Origin of the sequence: Agrococcus sp. SCSIO52902, from assembly GCF_022983135.1 — a bacterium.
Lineage (GTDB): Bacteria > Actinomycetota > Actinomycetes > Actinomycetales > Microbacteriaceae > Agrococcus > Agrococcus sediminis.
In genome coordinates, this window is sequence record NZ_CP095269.1 from 2,060,977 (window position 1) to 2,078,556 (window position 17,580).

The 17,580-nt window shown below is 73.3% G+C and carries 16 protein-coding genes; 13 read left to right on the top strand and 3 right to left on the bottom strand.

Annotated features, from left to right (window positions below):
• Window positions 1-62: 62 nt before the first annotated feature.
• The 7 genes from MU522_RS10155 (at window position 63) to ndk (ending at window position 8,604) form a co-directional block, all read left to right on the top strand.
• Complete coding sequence (locus MU522_RS10155) at window positions 63-1,301, top strand: histidine kinase (RefSeq protein ID WP_246990856.1); 1,239 nt, start codon at window positions 63-65, stop codon at window positions 1,299-1,301.
• Complete coding sequence (locus MU522_RS10160) at window positions 1,289-1,975, top strand: response regulator transcription factor (protein WP_246990857.1); 687 nt, start codon at window positions 1,289-1,291, stop codon at window positions 1,973-1,975. Before MU522_RS10155 ends, MU522_RS10160 begins: the two co-directional genes overlap by 13 nt.
• Window positions 1,972-2,799, top strand: a complete 828-nt coding sequence (locus tag MU522_RS10165; protein WP_246990858.1) for a DUF4097 family beta strand repeat-containing protein — start codon at window positions 1,972-1,974, stop codon at window positions 2,797-2,799. Before MU522_RS10160 ends, MU522_RS10165 begins: the two co-directional genes overlap by 4 nt.
• A 222-nt stretch (window positions 2,800-3,021) precedes the next feature.
• Window positions 3,022-6,288, top strand: coding sequence for an isoleucine--tRNA ligase (gene ileS / locus MU522_RS10170; RefSeq protein ID WP_246990859.1), 3,267 nt, complete (start codon window positions 3,022-3,024; stop codon window positions 6,286-6,288).
• A 53-nt stretch (window positions 6,289-6,341) separates the two neighbouring features.
• Window positions 6,342-7,781: a folylpolyglutamate synthase/dihydrofolate synthase family protein gene (locus MU522_RS10175; protein WP_246993518.1), complete on the top strand. Its 1,440-nt coding sequence runs from the start codon at window positions 6,342-6,344 to the stop codon at window positions 7,779-7,781.
• Window positions 7,778-8,164: a DUF4233 domain-containing protein gene (locus tag MU522_RS10180; protein ID WP_246990860.1), complete on the top strand. Its 387-nt coding sequence runs from the start codon at window positions 7,778-7,780 to the stop codon at window positions 8,162-8,164. The genes MU522_RS10175 and MU522_RS10180 overlap by 4 nt, the downstream gene beginning before the upstream one ends.
• Window positions 8,165-8,193: 29 nt before the next feature.
• On the top strand, window positions 8,194-8,604 hold the full coding sequence (gene ndk / locus MU522_RS10185) for a nucleoside-diphosphate kinase (protein ID WP_246990861.1): 411 nt from the start codon (window positions 8,194-8,196) through the stop codon (window positions 8,602-8,604).
• Between the two features lie 18 nt (window positions 8,605-8,622).
• On the opposite strand, the gene MU522_RS10190 is transcribed toward ndk, so the two are convergent.
• On the bottom strand, window positions 8,623-9,240 hold the full coding sequence (locus tag MU522_RS10190) for a vitamin K epoxide reductase family protein (protein ID WP_128189731.1): 618 nt from the start codon (window positions 9,238-9,240) through the stop codon (window positions 8,623-8,625).
• A 39-nt stretch (window positions 9,241-9,279) separates the two neighbouring features.
• Between MU522_RS10190 and leuE the strand changes: the two genes are divergently transcribed.
• Complete coding sequence (gene leuE, locus MU522_RS10195) at window positions 9,280-9,963, top strand: leucine efflux protein LeuE (protein ID WP_128189732.1); 684 nt, start codon at window positions 9,280-9,282, stop codon at window positions 9,961-9,963.
• 190 nt (window positions 9,964-10,153) lie between these two features.
• On the top strand, window positions 10,154-12,697 hold the full coding sequence (locus tag MU522_RS10200; protein WP_246990862.1) for an Rne/Rng family ribonuclease: 2,544 nt from the start codon (window positions 10,154-10,156) through the stop codon (window positions 12,695-12,697).
• Between the two features lie 20 nt (window positions 12,698-12,717).
• Here MU522_RS10200 and MU522_RS10205 read toward each other — a convergent pair whose 3' ends face one another.
• Both MU522_RS10205 and MU522_RS10210 read right to left on the bottom strand, forming a co-directional pair.
• Window positions 12,718-12,987 carry a DUF4031 domain-containing protein gene (locus MU522_RS10205; protein WP_128189734.1) on the bottom strand — a complete coding sequence of 90 codons (270 nt, stop codon included), beginning with the start codon at window positions 12,985-12,987 and terminating at the stop codon, window positions 12,718-12,720.
• Between the two features lie 106 nt (window positions 12,988-13,093).
• Window positions 13,094-14,332 carry a transposase family protein gene (locus MU522_RS10210; protein WP_246990639.1) on the bottom strand — a complete coding sequence of 413 codons (1,239 nt, stop codon included), beginning with the start codon at window positions 14,330-14,332 and terminating at the stop codon, window positions 13,094-13,096.
• A gap of 215 nt (window positions 14,333-14,547) precedes the next feature.
• On the opposite strand from MU522_RS10210, the gene rplU reads away from it, so the two are divergent.
• The 4 genes from rplU (at window position 14,548) to proB (ending at window position 17,502) form a co-directional block, all read left to right on the top strand.
• A complete protein-coding gene (rplU, locus tag MU522_RS10215) occupies window positions 14,548-14,856 on the top strand; it encodes a 50S ribosomal protein L21 (RefSeq protein ID WP_123697699.1) in 309 nt (102 codons plus the stop codon).
• A gap of 12 nt (window positions 14,857-14,868) precedes the next feature.
• Entirely contained in the window at window positions 14,869-15,123 is a 255-nt protein-coding gene (rpmA, locus tag MU522_RS10220; RefSeq protein WP_128189736.1) for a 50S ribosomal protein L27, read from the top strand.
• A 70-nt stretch (window positions 15,124-15,193) separates the two neighbouring features.
• Entirely contained in the window at window positions 15,194-16,726 is a 1,533-nt protein-coding gene (obgE, locus tag MU522_RS10225; protein WP_246990863.1) for a GTPase ObgE, read from the top strand.
• Window positions 16,723-17,502, top strand: coding sequence for a glutamate 5-kinase (gene proB / locus MU522_RS10230; RefSeq protein WP_128189738.1), 780 nt, complete (start codon window positions 16,723-16,725; stop codon window positions 17,500-17,502). The genes obgE and proB overlap by 4 nt, the downstream gene beginning before the upstream one ends.
• Window positions 17,503-17,580: the final 78 nt, after the last annotated feature.

Sequence of the window (17,580 nt, forward strand, 5' to 3'; positions counted from 1 at the left end):
CCCCCGCAGGTGCGGCGCGCATCCCCCGTGCCGCGCGCTCGACCCGGTCCTAGCGTGGAGCCATGCACCGCATCCGCCCCCTGCTCGCGACCATCGCGCACCTCGCGCTCCTCGGCGCCGTCGGCCTGCCCGCGCTCTCGGGCATCGTCATCCTCGCCGGCACCGGCGTCGCGACGCTCGTCGTGCTCGTCGGCGTGCTGCTGCTCGCGCTCGCGATCCTGGCTGTCTTCGCGGTCGCGTGGTTCGAGCGCGAGCGCGTCGCCGGCCTCTACGGCGCGCCCGTGCCGCCGGCGGTGCTGCGGCGCTCCGGCCGCACCGACTGGCTGCGGGTGCCGCACACGCTCCTGCGCATCGTCTCCGACGGCGCGCACTGGCGGGCGCTGCTCAGCTTCTTCCTCGCGAGCCTGTTCGGCGCGTTCACGCTGCCGCTGCTGTCGCTCGTCGGGCTCGGCGTCCCGCTCGCGCTCGCCGGCCTCGGCGAGGCCGAGACCGTGACCATCCCGCTCACCTCGCTCGCAGCCCCCGTCGAGTGGGCGCCGCTGCTGGGCCTCGTGGCCCTCGCCGCCGGCGTCGCGGGCACGATCGGCCTCGCCATCGCCCACCGCAACGTGACCCTCGGGCTGCTCGTGCCCGACGACCGGGCGCGGCTCGAGCAGGAGGCTCGCGCCGAGCGCGAGCGCCGCCACGGCGCCGTGCGCGCCGCCGACCTCGACCGCACCCGGATCGAGCGCGACCTCCACGACGGGGTGCAGCCGAGGCTCGTGTCGATCGCGATGCAGCTCGGCATGGCCCGCGACCGCATCGACACCGACCCCGAGGGCGCGCGCCGGCTCGTCGACGAGGCTCACGCGTCGTCGAAGGCGGCCGTCACCGAGCTGCGGCAGCTGGCCCGCGGCATCCACGTCGCCGTGCTCGACGACCGTGGGCTCGACGCGGCGGTGTCGGCGCTCGCCGCCCGCAGCGCCATCCCCGTCGAGGTCGACGCGCGCATCGAGCGCCGCTGCTCTCGCGACGCCGAGACCGCGGTCTACTTCGCGATCGCCGAGGCGCTGACGAACGCCCACAAGCACGCGCGCGCCAGCCGCATCCGCGTCGCCATCCGCACCCGCCAGCCCGCCGACGCCCCGCCGTCGCTCTGGGCCCGCGTCGAGGACGACGGCATCGGCGGCGCCGAGCGCCAGCCCGGCGGCGGCATCGACGGCCTCGCGCACCGCGTCGCGGGCGTCGGCGGCACCCTCACCCTGACCAGCCCCGTCGGGGGCCCGACCGCGATCGAGGTGGACGTCCCGTGCGCATCCTGATCTGCGAGGACAGCGTGCTGCTCCGCGAGGGCATCGCCCGCCTCCTCACCGACGCCGGTCACGACGTGGTCGCGCAGCTCCCCGACGCCACCGCGCTCGAGGCCGCGATCGCCGCGGCCGACCCGGATCTCGCGATCCTCGACGTGCGGATGCCGCCGGCCCGCACCAACGAGGGCATCCTCGCCGCGATCGGCATCCGCAGCCGCGGCGACCGCCCGCGCGTGCTCGTGCTGTCGCAGTACGTCGAGGAGCGCTACGCGGCCGACCTCATCGCGAGCGGCCCCGCCGGCTTCGGCTACCTGCTCAAGGACCGCGTCGCCGACGTGCGCGACTTCCTCGCCGCCGTCGAGCAGGTCGCCGCCGGCGGCACGGTGCTCGACCCGGAGGTCGTGAGCCAGCTGCTCGCCCGGCGGCGCCGAGACGCGCGCACCGAGCGCCTCACCCCTCGCGAGCGCCAGGTGCTCGCCCTCATGGCGGAGGGCGCGTCCAACCAGGCGATCGCCGACCGCCTCTACGTCTCCGCGGGCAGTGTCGAGAAGCACATCACCGCGGTCTTCCAGAAGCTCGAGCTCGAGCCCGAGGACGGCAACCGCCGCGTGCTCGCCGTGCTCGCCCACCTCGACGCGCCCCGCACCGGCGGCGGCGCTCCCGACGCCCCCGGAGGCATCCGATGACCATCACGACCCCCTCCCGTCCCGGCCGCTGGCTCAGCGTGCTGCTCATCGTGCTCGGCTCGCTCGGCGCCGTCTACGCGATCGGCGGCGGCGTCGTGCGCGGCGTCGCCGCCCACGCCGCCACCAGCCAGAGCTGGACGGCCGACGCCGACGGCGTCGCGGCGCTGCGCATCGACACCTCGGCGGCCGCCTTCCAGGTGCGCTACGCCGACGTCGACGAGGCGACCCTCGACGTCACGACCGACGGCGGTCCCGTGCAGCAGTGGCGGCTCGAGCGCAGCGGCGACGCGCTCGTCGTCGACGCCGACCGGCGCTGGCGCTGGTTCGGCTTCGGCATCATGTTCGCCGACCGCGCCGGCGAGGAGCGGGCGGTGCTGACGCTGCCGGCCGCCCTCGAGCGCGACGAGCTCGACCTCGAGGCGTCGGTCGCCGCCGGCAGCCTCGAGGCCGACGGCTCGTGGGGCGCCGTGGTGGTCGACCTCAGCGCCGGATCGGCGGAGCTCGCGGGCACAGCCGCCTCGCTCGACCTCGACGTGTCGGCCGGCGAGGCGCGCCTCGACCTCGCGGATGCGCGCACCGTCGACCTGCAGGTGAGCGCCGGCCGCATCGTCGGGGCCCTCACCGGCGACCAGCCCGACGCGATCGTCGCCTCGGCGAGCGCCGGGAGCGTCGAGCTCGCGATCCCCGACGGCACCTACGACGTCACCGAGGACGCCTCGGCGGGCGACGCGACGATCGACGTCACCGACGAGGCGGGCGCGGCGTCCACGATCGACGTCGACGTGAGCGCCGGCAGCGTGACGTTGCGGGGCGAGTCGCGGTAGGATCGCAGGCACACGCACTGATCCGGCCATCACCGGGGAGCGGTCGGGAGAACCGCGGCGCGAGCCGCGCAGTAGATCCGAACGGGGCAGGCCCGTCACAGCCGCAGGCCCGGCGACGGGCACGAAGCGGCGGATCCGGCCGAAGGGCACGGAACCGCAAGCGGGGTGGTACCGCGCGAGAGCGTCCCCGCATCCGAGTTCCGAAGGATGCAGGAGACCAGCGTGACCGACCAGCCAGCCCGCCGCTACCCGCTCTCCGGCGACCAGCCCGTCGTCGCGAGCCCCGACCTCCCGGCGCTCGAGCGCGGCATCCTCGCCTTCTGGAAGGGCGACGACACGTTCCGCGCCTCGCTCGAGCAGCGCGAGGGCTGCCAGGAGTGGGTGTTCTACGACGGCCCGCCCTTCGCGAACGGCCTGCCGCACTACGGCCACCTGCTCACCGGCTACGCGAAGGACGTCTTCCCGCGCTTCCAGACGATGCGCGGCAAGCACGTGCCGCGCGTGTTCGGCTGGGACACGCACGGCCTGCCGGCCGAGCTCGAGGCGATGCAGCAGCTCGGCATCACCGAGAAGGCCGAGATCGAGGCGATGGGCGTCGACGTCTTCAACGCGAAGGCGAAGGAGTCGGTGCTGCAGTACGTCGACGAGTGGGAGGACTACGTCACCCGCCAGGCGCGCTGGGTCGACTTCGAGGGCGGCTACAAGACGCTCGACATCACCTACATGGAGAGCGTCATCTGGGCGTTCAAGGCGCTGCACGACAAGGGCCTCGCGTACGAGGGCTACCGCGTGCTGCCGTACTGCTGGCGCGACGAGACGCCGCTGTCGAACCACGAGCTGCGCATGGACGACGACGTCTACCAGGACCGCCAGGACACCACGCTGACCGTCACGTTCCCGTTCTCGGGCGAGCGGGCGGATGCGCTGGAGCTGTCGGGCGTCGCGGCGCTCGCGTGGACGACGACGCCGTGGACCCTGCCGACCAACCTCGCGCTCGCGGTCGGCCCCGAGGTCGAGTACGGCGTCGTGCCGGCCGGCCCGAACGGCACGACCGCCGGCGACGGCCCCTTCCTCCTCGCGACCGCCACGGTGCCCGGCTACTTCAAGGACCTCGGCTACGACTCGGCCGAGGACGCCGTCGCGGCGATCGTCCGCACGATGCCCGGCGCCGAGCTCGCGGGGGTGCGGTACGAGCCGCTGTTCGACTTCTTCGCCGACGCCGAGGAGTGGGGCACCGAGCACGCGTTCCAGATCCTCGTCGACGACTACGTCGCGACCGGCGAGGGCACCGGCATCGTGCACCAGGCGCCCGCCTACGGCGAGGACGACCAGCGGGTCTCGAACGCCGCGGGCATCCCCACCATCCTCTCCGTCGACGACGGCGGCCGGTTCCTCGACGTCGTCGCGCCGGTCGCCGGCCAGCAGGTGTTCGACGCGAACAAGCCGCTGTCGAAGCTGCTGAAGGACGCCGGCCGCGTGCTGCGCCAGGCCTCCTACGTGCACTCGTACCCGCACTGCTGGCGCTGCCGCAACCCGCTCATCTACAAGGCCGTCTCGAGCTGGTTCGTGCGGGTGACCGAGATCAAGGACGACCTGCTCGCCGCCAACGAGCAGATCACCTGGGTGCCCGAGAACGTCAAGCACGGGCAGTTCGGCAAGTGGCTCGAGGGCGCGCGCGACTGGTCGATCAGCCGCAACCGCTACTGGGGCAGCCCCATCCCGGTGTGGAAGAGCGACGACCCGAACCACCCGCGCGTCGACGTGTACGGCTCGCTCGACGAGCTCGAGCGCGACTTCGGCGTGCGCCCCACCGACCTGCACCGGCCCGCGATCGACGAGCTGACCCGCCCGAACCCCGACGACCCGACGGGGCGCAGCACCATGCGGCGCATCCCCGACGTGCTCGACGTGTGGTTCGACTCGGGCTCGATGCCCTTCGCGCAGGTGCACTACCCGTTCGAGAACGAGGCGTGGTTCGACAGCCACAGCCCCGCCGACTACATCGTCGAGTACATCGGGCAGACGCGCGGCTGGTTCTACGTGCTGCACGTGCTCTCGGTGGCGCTCTTCGGGCGGCCGGCGTTCGAGAACGTCATCAGCCACGGCATCATCCTCGGCGACGACGGCTTCAAGGCGTCGAAGTCGCGCCGCAACTACCCCGACGTCAACGAGTCGTTCGACGCCTACGGGTCGGATGCGGTGCGCTGGAACCTGCTGCAGGGCTCGATCCTGCGGGGCGGCAACTTCGTCGTCTCGGAGGAGGGCATCCGCGAGGCGCTGCGGCAGTTCCACCTGCCGCTGTGGTCGACCTGGTACTTCTTCGCCACCTACGCCAACCGCGCGCAGGACGGCGCGCCGTACGTCGCGAAGCGCTCCACCGCATCCGCCGACGTGCTCGACCGCTACATCCTCGCGAAGCTGCGCGAGACCGTCGTCACCGCGACCGAGAGCCTCGAGCGGCTCGACGCGACGGGCGCGACGCTCGCGGTGCGCGAGCTGCTCGACGTGCTCACGAACTGGTACGTGCGCCGCTCGCGCGACCGGTTCTGGGAGGGCGTCGCCACCGACGGCTCCGGCAGCGAGGCGTTCGACACGCTGCACACGGTGCTCGAGACGCTCACCCGGCTCGCCGCGCCGCTCTCGCCGCTCGTGACGGAGGAGGTCTGGAAGGGCCTCACCGGCGGCCGCTCGGTGCACCTGGCCGACTGGCCCGACGCCGAGCAGCTGCCCGCCGACGACGCGCTCGTCGCGCAGATGGATGCGGTGCGCGCCATCGCGAGCGTCGGCAACGCCCTGCGCAAGCAGGCGCGCAAGCGCGTCCGGCTGCCGCTGCCCACCCTCACCGTGGTCGGCGCGGTCGACGTCGCGCCGTTCCGCGCGGTGCTGCAGGACGAGCTGAACGTGCGGGAGGTCGTGCTCGAGGAGGCGGGGCCCGACGCGCTCGAGCGGTACGGCATCTCGCGGCGCCTGCAGGTCAACGCGCGCGCCGCCGGCCCGCGCCTCGGCAAGGACGTGCAGCGCGCCATCCAAGCCGCTCGCGCGGGCGACTGGTCGGTCGACGGCGAGACCGTCGTCGCGGGCGGCATCGAGCTCGCCGAGGGCGAGTTCGAGCTCGCGCTCGAGGTGGCCGACGAGACGGCCGCGGTGGGCTTCCTGCCCGGCGGCGGCTTCGTCGTGCTCGACACGGCGACCACGCCCGAGCTCGAGGCCGAGGGGCTCGCGCGCGACGTCGTGCGGGCCGTGCAGCAGGCGCGCAAGGAGGCCGGCCTCGACGTGAGCGACCGCATCCGGCTGCGGCTCGGCTCCGACGCGCACGGCGTCGCGGCGCTCGAGGCGAACCGCGCGCTCGTGATGGGGGAGACCCTGGCGCTCGAGCTCGAGCTCGAGCGCGTCGACGACACGATGGGCGAGCTCGCCGACGGGCGCACGGCGCACCGCGTCGGCGACGGCTCGCCGCTCGCGATCGCCCTCGAGAGGGCGCAGGCATGACGGGGGACGCAGGGATGACCGAGGACGGCGGCATGACGGAGGACGGCGCGGGCATGGCCGACGACAGCATCGACGACCGGATCCTCGAGGCGCTCGAGCACCGCGAGGCGGCGCAGGCCGCCTACGAGGCGCTGCTGGCGCGCGCGGGCGAGCAGGCGGTCGAGCCGCGCATCGAGGCGACGCGGCGCGCGGTCGAGCTGCTGGGAGACCCGCAGCGCGCGTTCCGCGTCATCCACATCACCGGCACGAACGGCAAGGGCTCGACCGCCCGCATCGCCGACGCGCTGCTGCGCGCGCACGGGCTCCGCACGGGCGTGCTGACGAGCCCCCACCTCGAGCGGGTCAACGAGCGCATCATGCTCGACGGCGAGCCCGTCTCCGACGAGGCGTTCGCGCGCGGCTACGACGACGTCGCGCCGTTCCTCGAGATGGTCGACGCCGAGCTCGAGGCGGCGGGCGAGCGCCGGCTCACGTTCTTCGAGGCGTTCACCGTGCTCGCGCTCGCGATCATGGCGGATGCGCCGGTCGACGTCGCGGTGCTCGAGGTCGGCATGGGCGGCACGTGGGACTCCACGAACGTCGCCGACGGCGACGTCGCGGTGATCACGCCGATCGCCCTCGACCACACGAACCGGCTCGGTACGACGGTCGAGGCCATCGCGCGCGAGAAGGCCGGGATCATCAAGCCCGACGCGATCGTCGTGAGCGCCGCGCAGGCGCCCGAGGCGCTCGCGGTGCTCGAGGCACGCGCCGCCGAGGTGGGTGCCCGGCTGCTCGTCGAGGGCCGCGACTTCGCGCTCTCCGCGCAGGCGGTCGCGGTCGGCGGCCAGCTCATCACCGTGCGCGGGCTCGCGGCCGAGTACATCGACCAGCTCGTGCCGCTGCTCGGCGCGCACCAGGGCGCCAACGCGGCGCTCGCGCTCGTCGCGGTCGAGGCGTTCCTCGGCGGCGGCGGCCAGCCGATGACCGCGCAGGTGCTCGCCGACGGCTTCGCCGCGGCGACCTCGCCGGGCCGGCTCGACGTGATCGGCTCGCAGCCGCTCGTGATCCTCGACGCGGCGCACAACCCGCACGGCGCGACCGCGCTGCGGGCGGCGCTCGGGGAGTTCTTCGGCCTCGAGCGGGTCACGCTCGTGCTCGGGGTGCTCGTCGGCAAGGACGTGACGGGCGTGCTCGAGGCGCTCGAGCCGGTCATCGACGAGGTGGTCGTCACGCAGTCGCGCTCGGAGCGCGCCCTGCCCGCCGACGACCTCGCGGCGCAGGCCGTGGCGGTGCTCGGCGCCGACCGCGTGCTCGTGGAGCCCGAGCTCGGCACCGCCGTCGAGACCGCGCGCGAGAGCGCGGCCGACCGCGGCGGCGCCGTCGTCGTGACCGGCTCGATCACCCTGCTCGGCGACGTGCTCGGCCACGCCCGCGAGGCGGGCTGGCTCGTGCGGCCGGATGCGCGGCGGCAGGCGGCCACCGTCGAGGTCACCGACGAGGAGCAGCGGTGAGCCCCCGCGAGCGGCGGGCCCGCCCGGCGCGCGGCGCGATGGAGTCGCTGCTGCGCATCGTGCACGGGCTGCAGGCGGCTGGCATCGTCTTCGGCGCGCTCGCGTCCTGGGGCGTCACGCGCGACTGGCCGGCGCCGACGGCGTTCGCGGTCGTCGGCGTGCTGCTCATCGCCACGATGCCGCTGCTGCGGCACCCGTGGGGCTGGGTCGTGAGCCTCGCGGTGCAGGCGGCCGTCGCGGCGCTGACGGTCTTCGAGCCGGTGTGGGGCGTCGTCGCGCTCATCCTCGTCGGGCTGTGGATCTTCTGCTTCGTGAAGGCGCGCGGGATCGAGCGCCAGCGGCGCGCGGCGGGGCTCGACCCGAGGGGCGCCCCCGGCAGCTGAGGCGGTGCGGCGTCGGTAGGCTGGCAGGCATGCAGAGCACCCTCGTCCTCATCAAGCCCGACGGCGTCCAGCGCCAGCTGACCGGGGCCATCCTGGCCCGCATCGAGGCCAAGGGCTACCGCGTCGCCGACCTGCGCATGGTGCAGCCCGAGCGCGCGCTGCTCGCGGAGCACTACGCCGAGCACCAGGGCAAGCCGTTCTTCGAGCCGCTCGTCGAGTTCATGCTCTCGGGCCCGTCGGTCGCGATCCGCCTCGAGGGCGACCGCGTCATCGAGGGCTTCCGCTCGCTCGCCGGCACGACCGACCCGACGACGGCCGCGCCCGGCACGATCCGCGGCGACCTCGGCCGCGACTGGGGCCTCAAGGTGCAGCAGAACCTCGTGCACGGCTCCGACTCGGAGGAGTCGGCCGAGCGCGAGCTCGCGCTCTGGTTCGGCTGAGCGCCCCGGCGCCCGCCGCTAGAAGGCGAACAGGAACCGGGGGATGCCCGGCAGCACGACCATGATCGTCAGCACGACGATCACGGCGAGCGCGAGCGACAGCACCCAGCCCCACGACGAGAAGCGCGCCGCGGTGCGCCGCAGCCCCGCAGGCGCGGGGAGCGCGCCGGCGCCGAAGGCCCACGTCCAGAGCGGGAACGCCATCGCGTACATCGCCATCCAGACCAGGAAGCACCACGGGCAGACGAAGCCGAGCACGAAGATCGACTGCTGCGCCAGAAACAGCACGATCGCCATACCGCCGAGCACGCCGATCGAGAAGACCGTCCACACCCAGCGCGGCATCGCGACGCGGCCGAGCGTCAGCGCCCCCATGATGATCGGAGCGGGGAACGCCATGAGGCCCAGGAACGGGTTCGGGAAGCCGAACAGGCGCCCCTGCGCCGACTCCATCGCGCCCGAGCACGACAGGAACGGGTTGAGGTCGCAGCTGAGCGCCGCCTCGGGGTTCAGCAGCAGCTCGATGCGCTCCACCGAGAGTGAGAACGCGCCGAGCAGGCCCGCGAGCCCGGTGACGATCAGCAGCACGCCGAGCCAGACAGGCGCAGCGATGTGGGCAGGACGTGACGGGTTCATGGAGCCTCCTGCGCACCATTCTGTCAGTCGGGCGCGCTCGTGAGCCTCGACGCGGCGACGATCGCCGCCTTCACCGCCGGCGTGGTCGTCATCGTGCTGCTGCCGGGCGCCAACAGCCTCTACGTCGCGACGAGCGCGCTGCGGGCGGGCACGCGCGCCGGGTTCCGCGCGATGCTGGGCGTCTTCCTCGGCGACGCGGTGCTCATGGTGCTCGCGGTGCTCTCGGCGCAGGCGCTCTCGGCCAACCCGGTCGTCTTCACCGCGCTCACCTGGGCCGGCGCCCTCTACCTCTGCTGGCTCGCGGTCGGGCTCGTCCGCAGCGCCGTCGCGCGCATCCGCGCCCGCATGGCCCGCCGGGCCGAGCCCGCAGCGACCGAGAACCCTACGCATCCGCTCACCGCGCCCAACCCGATCATCGCCCACCCGCGGCTCGCGCCCTTCCGCACGGCGCTCGTCACGAGCCTGCTGAACCCGAAGGCGATCCTCTTCTTCGCGTCGTTCTTCGTGCAGTTCATCGACCCCGCGTCGCCGACGCCGCTCGGCGACCTGCTCGTGATGATGCTGATCCTCGAGGCGGTCTCGGGCCTCTACCTCACGGCGGTCGTGCTGCTCGGCGCGCGCATCGGGCGCCGCGTGCAGCCGCACGGCTGGCCTGCGATCGTCGGCACGCTCGTCGCGGCGGTCGCGTTCGTCGCCCTCGCGGTGCGCGTCGTGCTGCCCTGAGCCCGCAGCGCTCGTGGGGTAGACTTCCCCGCAGCGCGCCCGACGGGCGCTCACACAGGTTTTCCGGGCAGCACGCCTAGCCCGGGCCATCCCCGCGAGGGGGTGTCAGGAAGGATTCGCGCCGGGGCGCGCCCCGGTCGCGAGCGAGATGGCGACCGGCGGCGCCGGTTGCGGCAGGAGCGCGCCAGCGATGGTGAACGACGACACGACCCTCCCCGCAGAGGCAGAGGGCACAGCACAGCAGACCGGCACGGCCGAGGCGCAGCAGGCCACCGAGGCGCAGGCCGAGGTGCAGCAGGCCGAGGCGCCCGAGGCGCAGAGGCCCAAGCGCAAGCGGGCGACCACGCGCAGGACGGCGCCGGCGGCCGAGGCCGACGCGGCGGCGGATGCGTCGGCCGACGCCCCGGCGCAGGCGCCGGTGGCCGACGACCAGGGTGCCGAGCCCGCCGCCGAGCCGACCGCCGAGGCCGCCGCTCCTGTCGCGGCGGGGGAGCAGGAGCCCGGCCACGAGCCCGGTCTCACCGACCCCGCGGCCCCGGCGCCGGACGCCGGCGCGCAGGACTCGGCCTCCGACGACCCGCTGGCCGCCGCGCTCGCGCTGCCCGAGGTGCCGACGGGGCCGTTCGGCCTGCTCTTCCACGCGCCCGACCTCGCGGCGCTGCCCGCCCTGCCGTCGCTGCGCGACGAGGAGGACGACGACGACGAGGACGAGGACGACGACGAGCCGCAAGGGGGCCGTCGCAGCCGCTCTCGCACGCGCTCCCGGTCGCGCCGTCGCGGCGGCGACGTCGAGGAGGAGAAGCCGCTCATCACCGAGCCGCAGAAGGTGCGCGGCTCCACCCGGCTCGAGGCGAAGCGCCAGCGCCGCCGCGAGGGTCGCGACGCGGGCCGCCGCCGCACGGTGGTGACCGAGACCGAGTTCCTCGCCCGGCGCGAGGCCGTCGAGCGCCAGATGATCGTGCGCTCGAAGCACGACCGCGTGCAGCTCGCGGTGCTCGAGGACGGCGTGCTCGTCGAGCACTACGTCGCCAAGGCCTCCGAGTCGAGCCTGATCGGCAACGTCTACCTCGGCCGCGTGCAGAACGTGCTGCCGAGCATGGAGGCCGCCTTCGTCGACATCGGCCGCGGCCGCAACGCCGTGCTCTACTCGGGCGAGGTCGACTGGGACGCGGCCGAGCTCGAGGGCCAGCCGCGCAAGATCGAGCTGGCGCTGAAGCCCGGCGACACCGTGCTCGTGCAGGTGACGAAGGATCCGGTCGGCCACAAGGGCGCCCGCCTCACGAGCCAGATCTCGCTGCCCGGCCGCTACCTCGTGTCGGTGCCCGGCGGCTCGATGAACGGCATCTCGCGCAAGCTCCCCGACACCGAGCGCGCCCGCCTGAAGAAGATCCTCAAGCAGGTGCTGCCGGAGGGCGTCGGCGTCATCGTGCGCACCGCCGCCGAGGGCGCGACCGAGGATCAGCTCACGCGCGACGTCGAGCGCCTCACCCGCCAGTGGGAGCGCATCCAGCAGCAGAAGACCTCCGGCACCGCGCCGCAGCGGCTGCACGCGGAGCCCGACCTGCTCGTCAAGATCGTGCGCGACGTCTTCAACGAGGACTTCCACAAGCTCGTCATCCAGGGCTCCGAGGCGCTCACCACGATCCGCGAGTACCTCGAGGCCATCGCGCCCGACCTGCTCGACCGCGTCGAGGCCTACGAGGGCACCGACGACCCGTTCGACCACTTCCGCATCGCCGAGCAGATCGACAAGGCGCTCGACCGCAAGGTGTGGCTGCCCTCGGGCGGCTCGCTCGTCATCGACCGCACCGAGGCGATGACCGTCGTCGACGTGAACACCGGCCGCTTCGTGGGCGCCGGCGGCAACCTCGAGGAGACGGTCACCAAGAACAACCTCGAGGCGGCCGAGGAGATCGTGCGCCAGCTGCGCCTGCGCGACATCGGCGGCATCATCGTGATCGACTTCATCGACATGGTGCTCGAGTCGAACCGCGACCTCGTGCAGCGGCGCCTCATCGAGTGCTTGAGCCGCGACCGCACGAAGCACCAGGTGGCAGAGGTGACGAGCCTCGGCCTCGTGCAGATGACGCGCAAGAAGCTCGGCCTCGGGCTGCTCGAGTCCTACTCCGAGCAGTGCGAGGTCTGCGCCGGCCGCGGCATCATCGTGCACCACGAGCCCGTCTCGAAGCCGCAGCGCCAGCAGCAGTCCGACGCCGGCGGCAACGGCAGCAGCGGCGGCCGCCGCGGGCGCCGCGGCAAGCAGGCCGACCAGCAGCAGGCCGAGCAGCACCAGCAGCACCAGCAGGGCGCCGGCGGCACGCACGCGATCACCGACGACCTCCGCAAGGGGCTGTCGCAGATCGCCTCCGCGGGCAAGGGGCGCCCGCACGAGGGCGAGCACCCTGCGGGCGAGCAGCCTGCGGGCGAGCAGCCCGCGGCGCAGCAGCCCGTGCAGCAGCCGTCGGGCGAGCAGCCGTCGGGCATCGTCGCGCCCTCGAAGGAGGCGGTCGAGGCCGTCGCCGCCGAGCCGATCGTCACGATCCTCGACATCCCCCTCGAGCCCGTGCACGAGGCGCCCGCGCCGAAGGCCACCGAGGGCGACCTCGACGGCCTGCTGGGCAGCGCGCTCGACGCGCTCGCCGCGCCGGCGCCCGGCACCGGCAAGGCGGCACGGCGCTCGCGCCGCGCCTCCTCGGGCGTCATCACGGCGAAGCCCGACGACTCGAACCGCTGACGCGACGGGGCGCGACCGGGCTAGTGCGGCCGGTCGCGCTCCTTCACGCGCAGCCCGCTCGCGATGAGCCGGCGCACGAGCTCCTTCGGGGGCACGCGCTCGGCGCCCATCGCGACGAGCGCGTCGATGCGCTCGGCGGGCACGTCGTAGTGGTCGTGGTCGAAGCCGCGCGACGGGATGCCGGCGGCCCGCGCGAAGGCGTGCAGCTCGTCGAGCGACGCGTCGCTGATGAGGTGCGCCCACAGCGTGCCGTGGTTCGGCCACAGCGGGTCGTCGACGAGGATCGCCATCCGCCCACGGTAGCGGGCGCCACGCGGGCGGTCATGCGAGGTGCCTCATGTCAATATGCCCGCGTGCGTGAAGCGGTGCCTCACGTAGGAATGCCCGCGTGTGTGGTCAGCTGGCTCGGCGCAGCTTCACGCCTCGAGCGGTGTCGGGCAGTGGCTGTTGGAGGCTGGCGGCGAGCTTGAGCGTGGGTTCGCGGGCGATCGCTACGAGCCGGTCCTGGATGGTTTGGATGCGGCGAGCGAGCTCGGCCGGGTTGAGGCTGTCGCGGTAGGCGCGCAGTTCGGCTTCTTGCGCGGGAGAGAGCACGCCGGCGGCGAGCAGGCGGTTGAACGGGATGCGCGGGTCGTCGTAGTCGCGGCGGCGTCGGCCGGAGCGGTCGGTGGACCAGCCGATGGGCTTCTTCGTGGGCAGGAAGTAGTTGAAGCGGTCGTTCACCAGCGGCCATAGCTGGTTGAGGAGCCGGAGCGCTTCGGGGGTGTCGTAGCGCCAGTGGAACGCGTAGGCGCGCACGAGGTGGCCGTTCTTGGACTCGATCGTGGCCTGGTCGTTCTTGCGGTAGGGGCGGCCGCGGGTGAAGAAGATGTGGCGGTCGGCGGCCCAGTTGACGAGGTCGTGGTTGATGAACTCGCCGCCGTTGTCGAAGTCGAGACCGGTGACCGCGAACGGGATCGCCTCGATCGCGCTGTTCATGACGGCCAGCACGTGCACGGCCGCGTTGTTGCGCATCGAGCGGGTGTGGACCCAGCCGAGGCGCATGTCGGTGAGGTTCACCGTGCGGCAGAACTCGCCCTTGAGGGTCGGCCCGCAGTGCGCGACGGTATCGACTTCGAAGAAGCCCGGCTCGTCCTCGACCTCGTCGCCGGCGCGGCGGATCGTGATCGACGAGCGCAGCAGCGGCGATGGCTTGGTCGAGCTCAACCCCCGCAGCGGGTCTCGCTCGCGCGCCGGTCGCAGGTAGCGGTCGATCGTCGCCGGCGACATCGCCAGCAGCTCGGCGCGGACCGCGGGCGAATAGCGCTCCTTGCCGTGCACGAGCTCGCCGTGCCGCTCGAGCGCGTCCAGCAGCGGCTCCATCGCGACCACGAGGTATTTGCCGCAGGAGCCGCCGGAGATGGCCCAGACGCGCTGCAGCACCTTGAGCGCGTCGTACGAGTACTTCCTGGCCCGCTTCCGCTTCCCCGGCCGCGCCGCGCGGGGCTTCGCGGCCGCCCGCAGCCGCCGCCGCGCGTTGTCGCGCGTCCATCCCGTCACCGCTTCGATCTCGTTGAGCAGCTGCGACTTCTCCGCCTTCGACGCCCGCAGGTACGCCCGCGCGTACTTGGCCGTGATCTCCGCTCGAGCCTGCATCGACAACTCGCATCCCATGCCCTCAGAGTTTCGCGGGCATTCCTACGTGAGGCACCGCAAACCTGTCGCGGGCACTTCACGTGAGTCTCGTCGTCATGTTGACCGCAGGCGCCGCGTGCCTGTATCGTTGTCCGCTGGTGCAGGTCGCGATCTCGCGCGCGCCACAAGCTTCGTCCCGGCCCTGCCGGGAGTCGTTCCAACAGTGAGGATCCAACGTGGTGTACGCAATCGTGCGCGCCGGCGGCCGGCAGGAGAAGGTCGAGGTCGGCACCGTGCTCGTCGTCGACCGCATCGCCGGCGACGACAACGGCAACGTCGAGCTGGCCCCCGTGCTGCTCGTCGACGGCGACAAGGTGACGACCGATGTCGACGCGCTCGCCAAGGTGAAGATCACGGCCGAGGTCGTGACCGACCTGCGCGGCCCCAAGATCCGCATCCAGCACTACCGCAACAAGACCGGCTACAAGCGCCGCATGGGCCACCGCTCGGAGCTCACGCGCCTCAAGGTCACCGAGATCAAGTAAGGGGCTCCAGACATGGCACACAAGAAGGGCGCATCGTCCACCCGCAACGGCCGTGACTCGAACGCGCAGCGCCTCGGCGTGAAGCGCTTCGGCGGCCAGGTCGTCAAGGCCGGCGAGATCATCGTCCGCCAGCGCGGCACGCACTTCCACCCCGGCGCCAACGTCGGCCGCGGTGGCGACGACACGCTGTTCGCCCTCGAGGCGGGCGCCGTGGAGTTCGGCCAGAAGGGCGGCCGCAAGGTCGTCAACATCGTCGCCGCAGGCTGACGACACACAGACACCCGATGAACGGGGCGGGCTTCGGCCCGCCCCGTTCTCGCATCGAAGGAGGCATGCCATGGCGACGTTCGTCGATCAGGTGACGCTGCATCTGCGCGCCGGTCACGGCGGTCACGGCTGCGTCTCCGTGAAGCGCGAGAAGTTCAAGCCCCTCGCGGGCCCCGACGGCGGCAACGGCGGCGACGGCGGCGACATCGTGCTGGTCGCCAACCCGCAGGTGACGACCCTGCTCGGCTACCACCGCGCGCCGCACCGCGCGAGCGAGAACGGCCAGCCCGGCATGGGCGACCACCGCTCGGGCACCTCCGGCGCCGACCTCGAGCTGCCCGTGCCGGTCGGCACGGTGGTGACGGATGCGTCGGGCGAGCAGCTCGCCGACCTCGCACAGGCGGGCATGCGGCTCGTCGTCGCGGCCGGAGGCCAGGGCGGGCTCGGCAACGCCGCGCTGTCGAACACCAAGCGCAAGGCGCCCGGCTTCGCGCTGCTCGGCACCCCCGGCTTCGAGGGCGACATCACCCTCGAGCTGAAGACCGTCGCCGACGTCGCGCTCGTGGGCTTCCCGAGCGCCGGCAAGTCGAGCCTCGTCGCCGCGATGTCGGCCGCGCGGCCGAAGATCGCCGACTACCCGTTCACGACGCTGCACCCCAACCTCGGCGTCGTCGAGTCGGGCCAGACGCGCTACACGATCGCCGACGTGCCCGGCCTCATCGAGGGCGCGAGCGAGGGCAAGGGGCTCGGGCTCGAGTTCCTGCGCCACGTCGAGCGCTGCTCGGCGCTGCTGCACGTCATCGACTGCGCCACGCTCGAGCCCGGCCGCGACCCGGTGAGCGACCTGCAGGTCATCCGCCGCGAGCTCGAGGCGTACCCGGTGCCGGAGGGTCAGACGCCGCTGCTCGAGCGCCAGCAGCTCGTCGCGCTCAACAAGATCGACGTGCCCGAGGCCGCCGAGCTCGCCGCGTTCGTGCGCGCCGACATCGAGGCCATGGGCTACCGCGTCTTCGAGATCTCGACGGTCGCGCACCGTGGCCTGCGCGAGCTGTCGTTCGCGCTCGCCGAGATCGTCGAGGCCGACCGGGCCGCGAAGGCCGCCGAGCCGGTGCCCGAGCGCATCGTGCTGCGCCCCAAGGCGATCGACGACGCCGGCTTCGTCGTCAAGGTCGAGGGCTCCCACGAGGGCCCCGTCTACCGCATCCTGGGCGCGAAGCCCGAGCGGTGGGTCGCGCAGACCGACTTCCGCAACGACGAGGCCGTCGGCTACCTCGCCGACCGGCTCGCGAAGCTCGGCACCGAGGATGCGCTGCTCAAGGCAGGCGCGGTCGCGGGCGCGACCGTCGTCATCGGCCCCGGCGCCGGCATCGTCTTCGACTGGGAGCCGACCATCGCATCCGCCGCCGAGCTCGTCGGCAACCGCGGCACCGATCCGCGGCTCGACCGCAACGACCGCCGCACGACGGCCGAGCGCCGCGCCGAGTACCACCGCCAGATGGACGCGAAGCAGGCGGCGCGCGACGACCTCAAGGGCGAGCGCGACGCCGGCATCTGGACCGACGACGAGGGGTTCGAGGTGCAGCGCTGGGACGACGAGGCATGACCTCGCTCGACCTCTCGGTCGCGCAGCGCATCGTCGTCAAGGTCGGCTCGTCGTCGATCTCCGGCGACCGCCGGGGTCAGATCGAGCCGCTCGTCGACGGGCTCGCGCGCCTGCACCGGGCGGGCGAGGTGATCCTCGTCTCCTCGGGCGCGATCTCGACGGGCATGCCGTTCCTCGGCCTCGACGCGCGCCCCGCCGACCTGCCCATGCAGCAGGCCGCCGCGGCCGTCGGGCAGAACGTGCTCATGAACCGCTACCAGCGGAGCCTGTCGCGGCACGAGCTCGTCGCGGCGCAGATCCTGCTCACCGCGTCCGACATGGACATGGACTCGCACCGCGTCAACGCGCGCAACGCCCTCGAGCGGCTGCTCGAGCTGCGCATGCTGCCGATCGTCAACGAGAACGACACGGTCGCGACGCACGAGATCCGCTTCGGCGACAACGACCGGCTCGCGGCCCTCGTGGCCCGGCTCGTGCGCGCCGACCGGCTCATCCTGCTCTCCGACATCGAGGCGCTCCGCACGGCGCCGCCCGACGAGCCGGGTTCCGAGCCCATCCACCGCGTCGCGTACGGCGACCCGATGGAAGGCGTCAGGCTCGGCGCGAGCGGCTCGCACATCGGCTCCGGCGGGGCGATGACGAAGGTGGATGCGGCGCGGCTCGCCGCCGACGCGGGCGTCCGGGTGACGGTCACGGCGACGCCGCTGCTCGAGCGCCTCATCGCGGGCGAGCGGCTCGGCACCGAGTTCGAGCCGAACCCCGCCCCCGAGCACTGATCCCACTGGCCGAGCCGTCGGCCGCCCCTCCGCCGGTCGAGCCGTCGGCCCTCCGGGCCGACGAGTCGAGACCATCCC

Excerpts from the sequence above, each read along its gene's own strand:
- obgE (WP_246990863.1), top strand. The coding sequence starts at position 15,194 with ATGGCGACGTTCGTCGATCAGGTGACGCTGCATCTGCGCGCCGGTCAC.
- MU522_RS10190 (WP_128189731.1), bottom strand. The coding sequence starts at position 9,240 with ATGAACCCGTCACGTCCTGCCCACATCGCTGCGCCTGTCTGGCTCGGC.
- MU522_RS10175 (WP_246993518.1), top strand. The coding sequence starts at position 6,342 with ATGGCCGACGACAGCATCGACGACCGGATCCTCGAGGCGCTCGAGCAC.
- MU522_RS10205 (WP_128189734.1), bottom strand. The coding sequence starts at position 12,987 with ATGGCGATCCTCGTCGACGACCCGCTGTGGCCGAACCACGGCACGCTG.
- proB (WP_128189738.1), top strand. The coding sequence starts at position 16,723 with ATGACCTCGCTCGACCTCTCGGTCGCGCAGCGCATCGTCGTCAAGGTC.
- MU522_RS10165 (WP_246990858.1), top strand. The coding sequence starts at position 1,972 with ATGACCATCACGACCCCCTCCCGTCCCGGCCGCTGGCTCAGCGTGCTG.
- ndk (WP_246990861.1), top strand. The coding sequence starts at position 8,194 with ATGCAGAGCACCCTCGTCCTCATCAAGCCCGACGGCGTCCAGCGCCAG.
- MU522_RS10200 (WP_246990862.1), top strand. The coding sequence starts at position 10,154 with ATGGTGAACGACGACACGACCCTCCCCGCAGAGGCAGAGGGCACAGCA.
- MU522_RS10210 (WP_246990639.1), bottom strand. The coding sequence starts at position 14,332 with ATGCAGGCTCGAGCGGAGATCACGGCCAAGTACGCGCGGGCGTACCTG.
- MU522_RS10155 (WP_246990856.1), top strand. The coding sequence starts at position 63 with ATGCACCGCATCCGCCCCCTGCTCGCGACCATCGCGCACCTCGCGCTC.
- rpmA (WP_128189736.1), top strand. The coding sequence starts at position 14,869 with ATGGCACACAAGAAGGGCGCATCGTCCACCCGCAACGGCCGTGACTCG.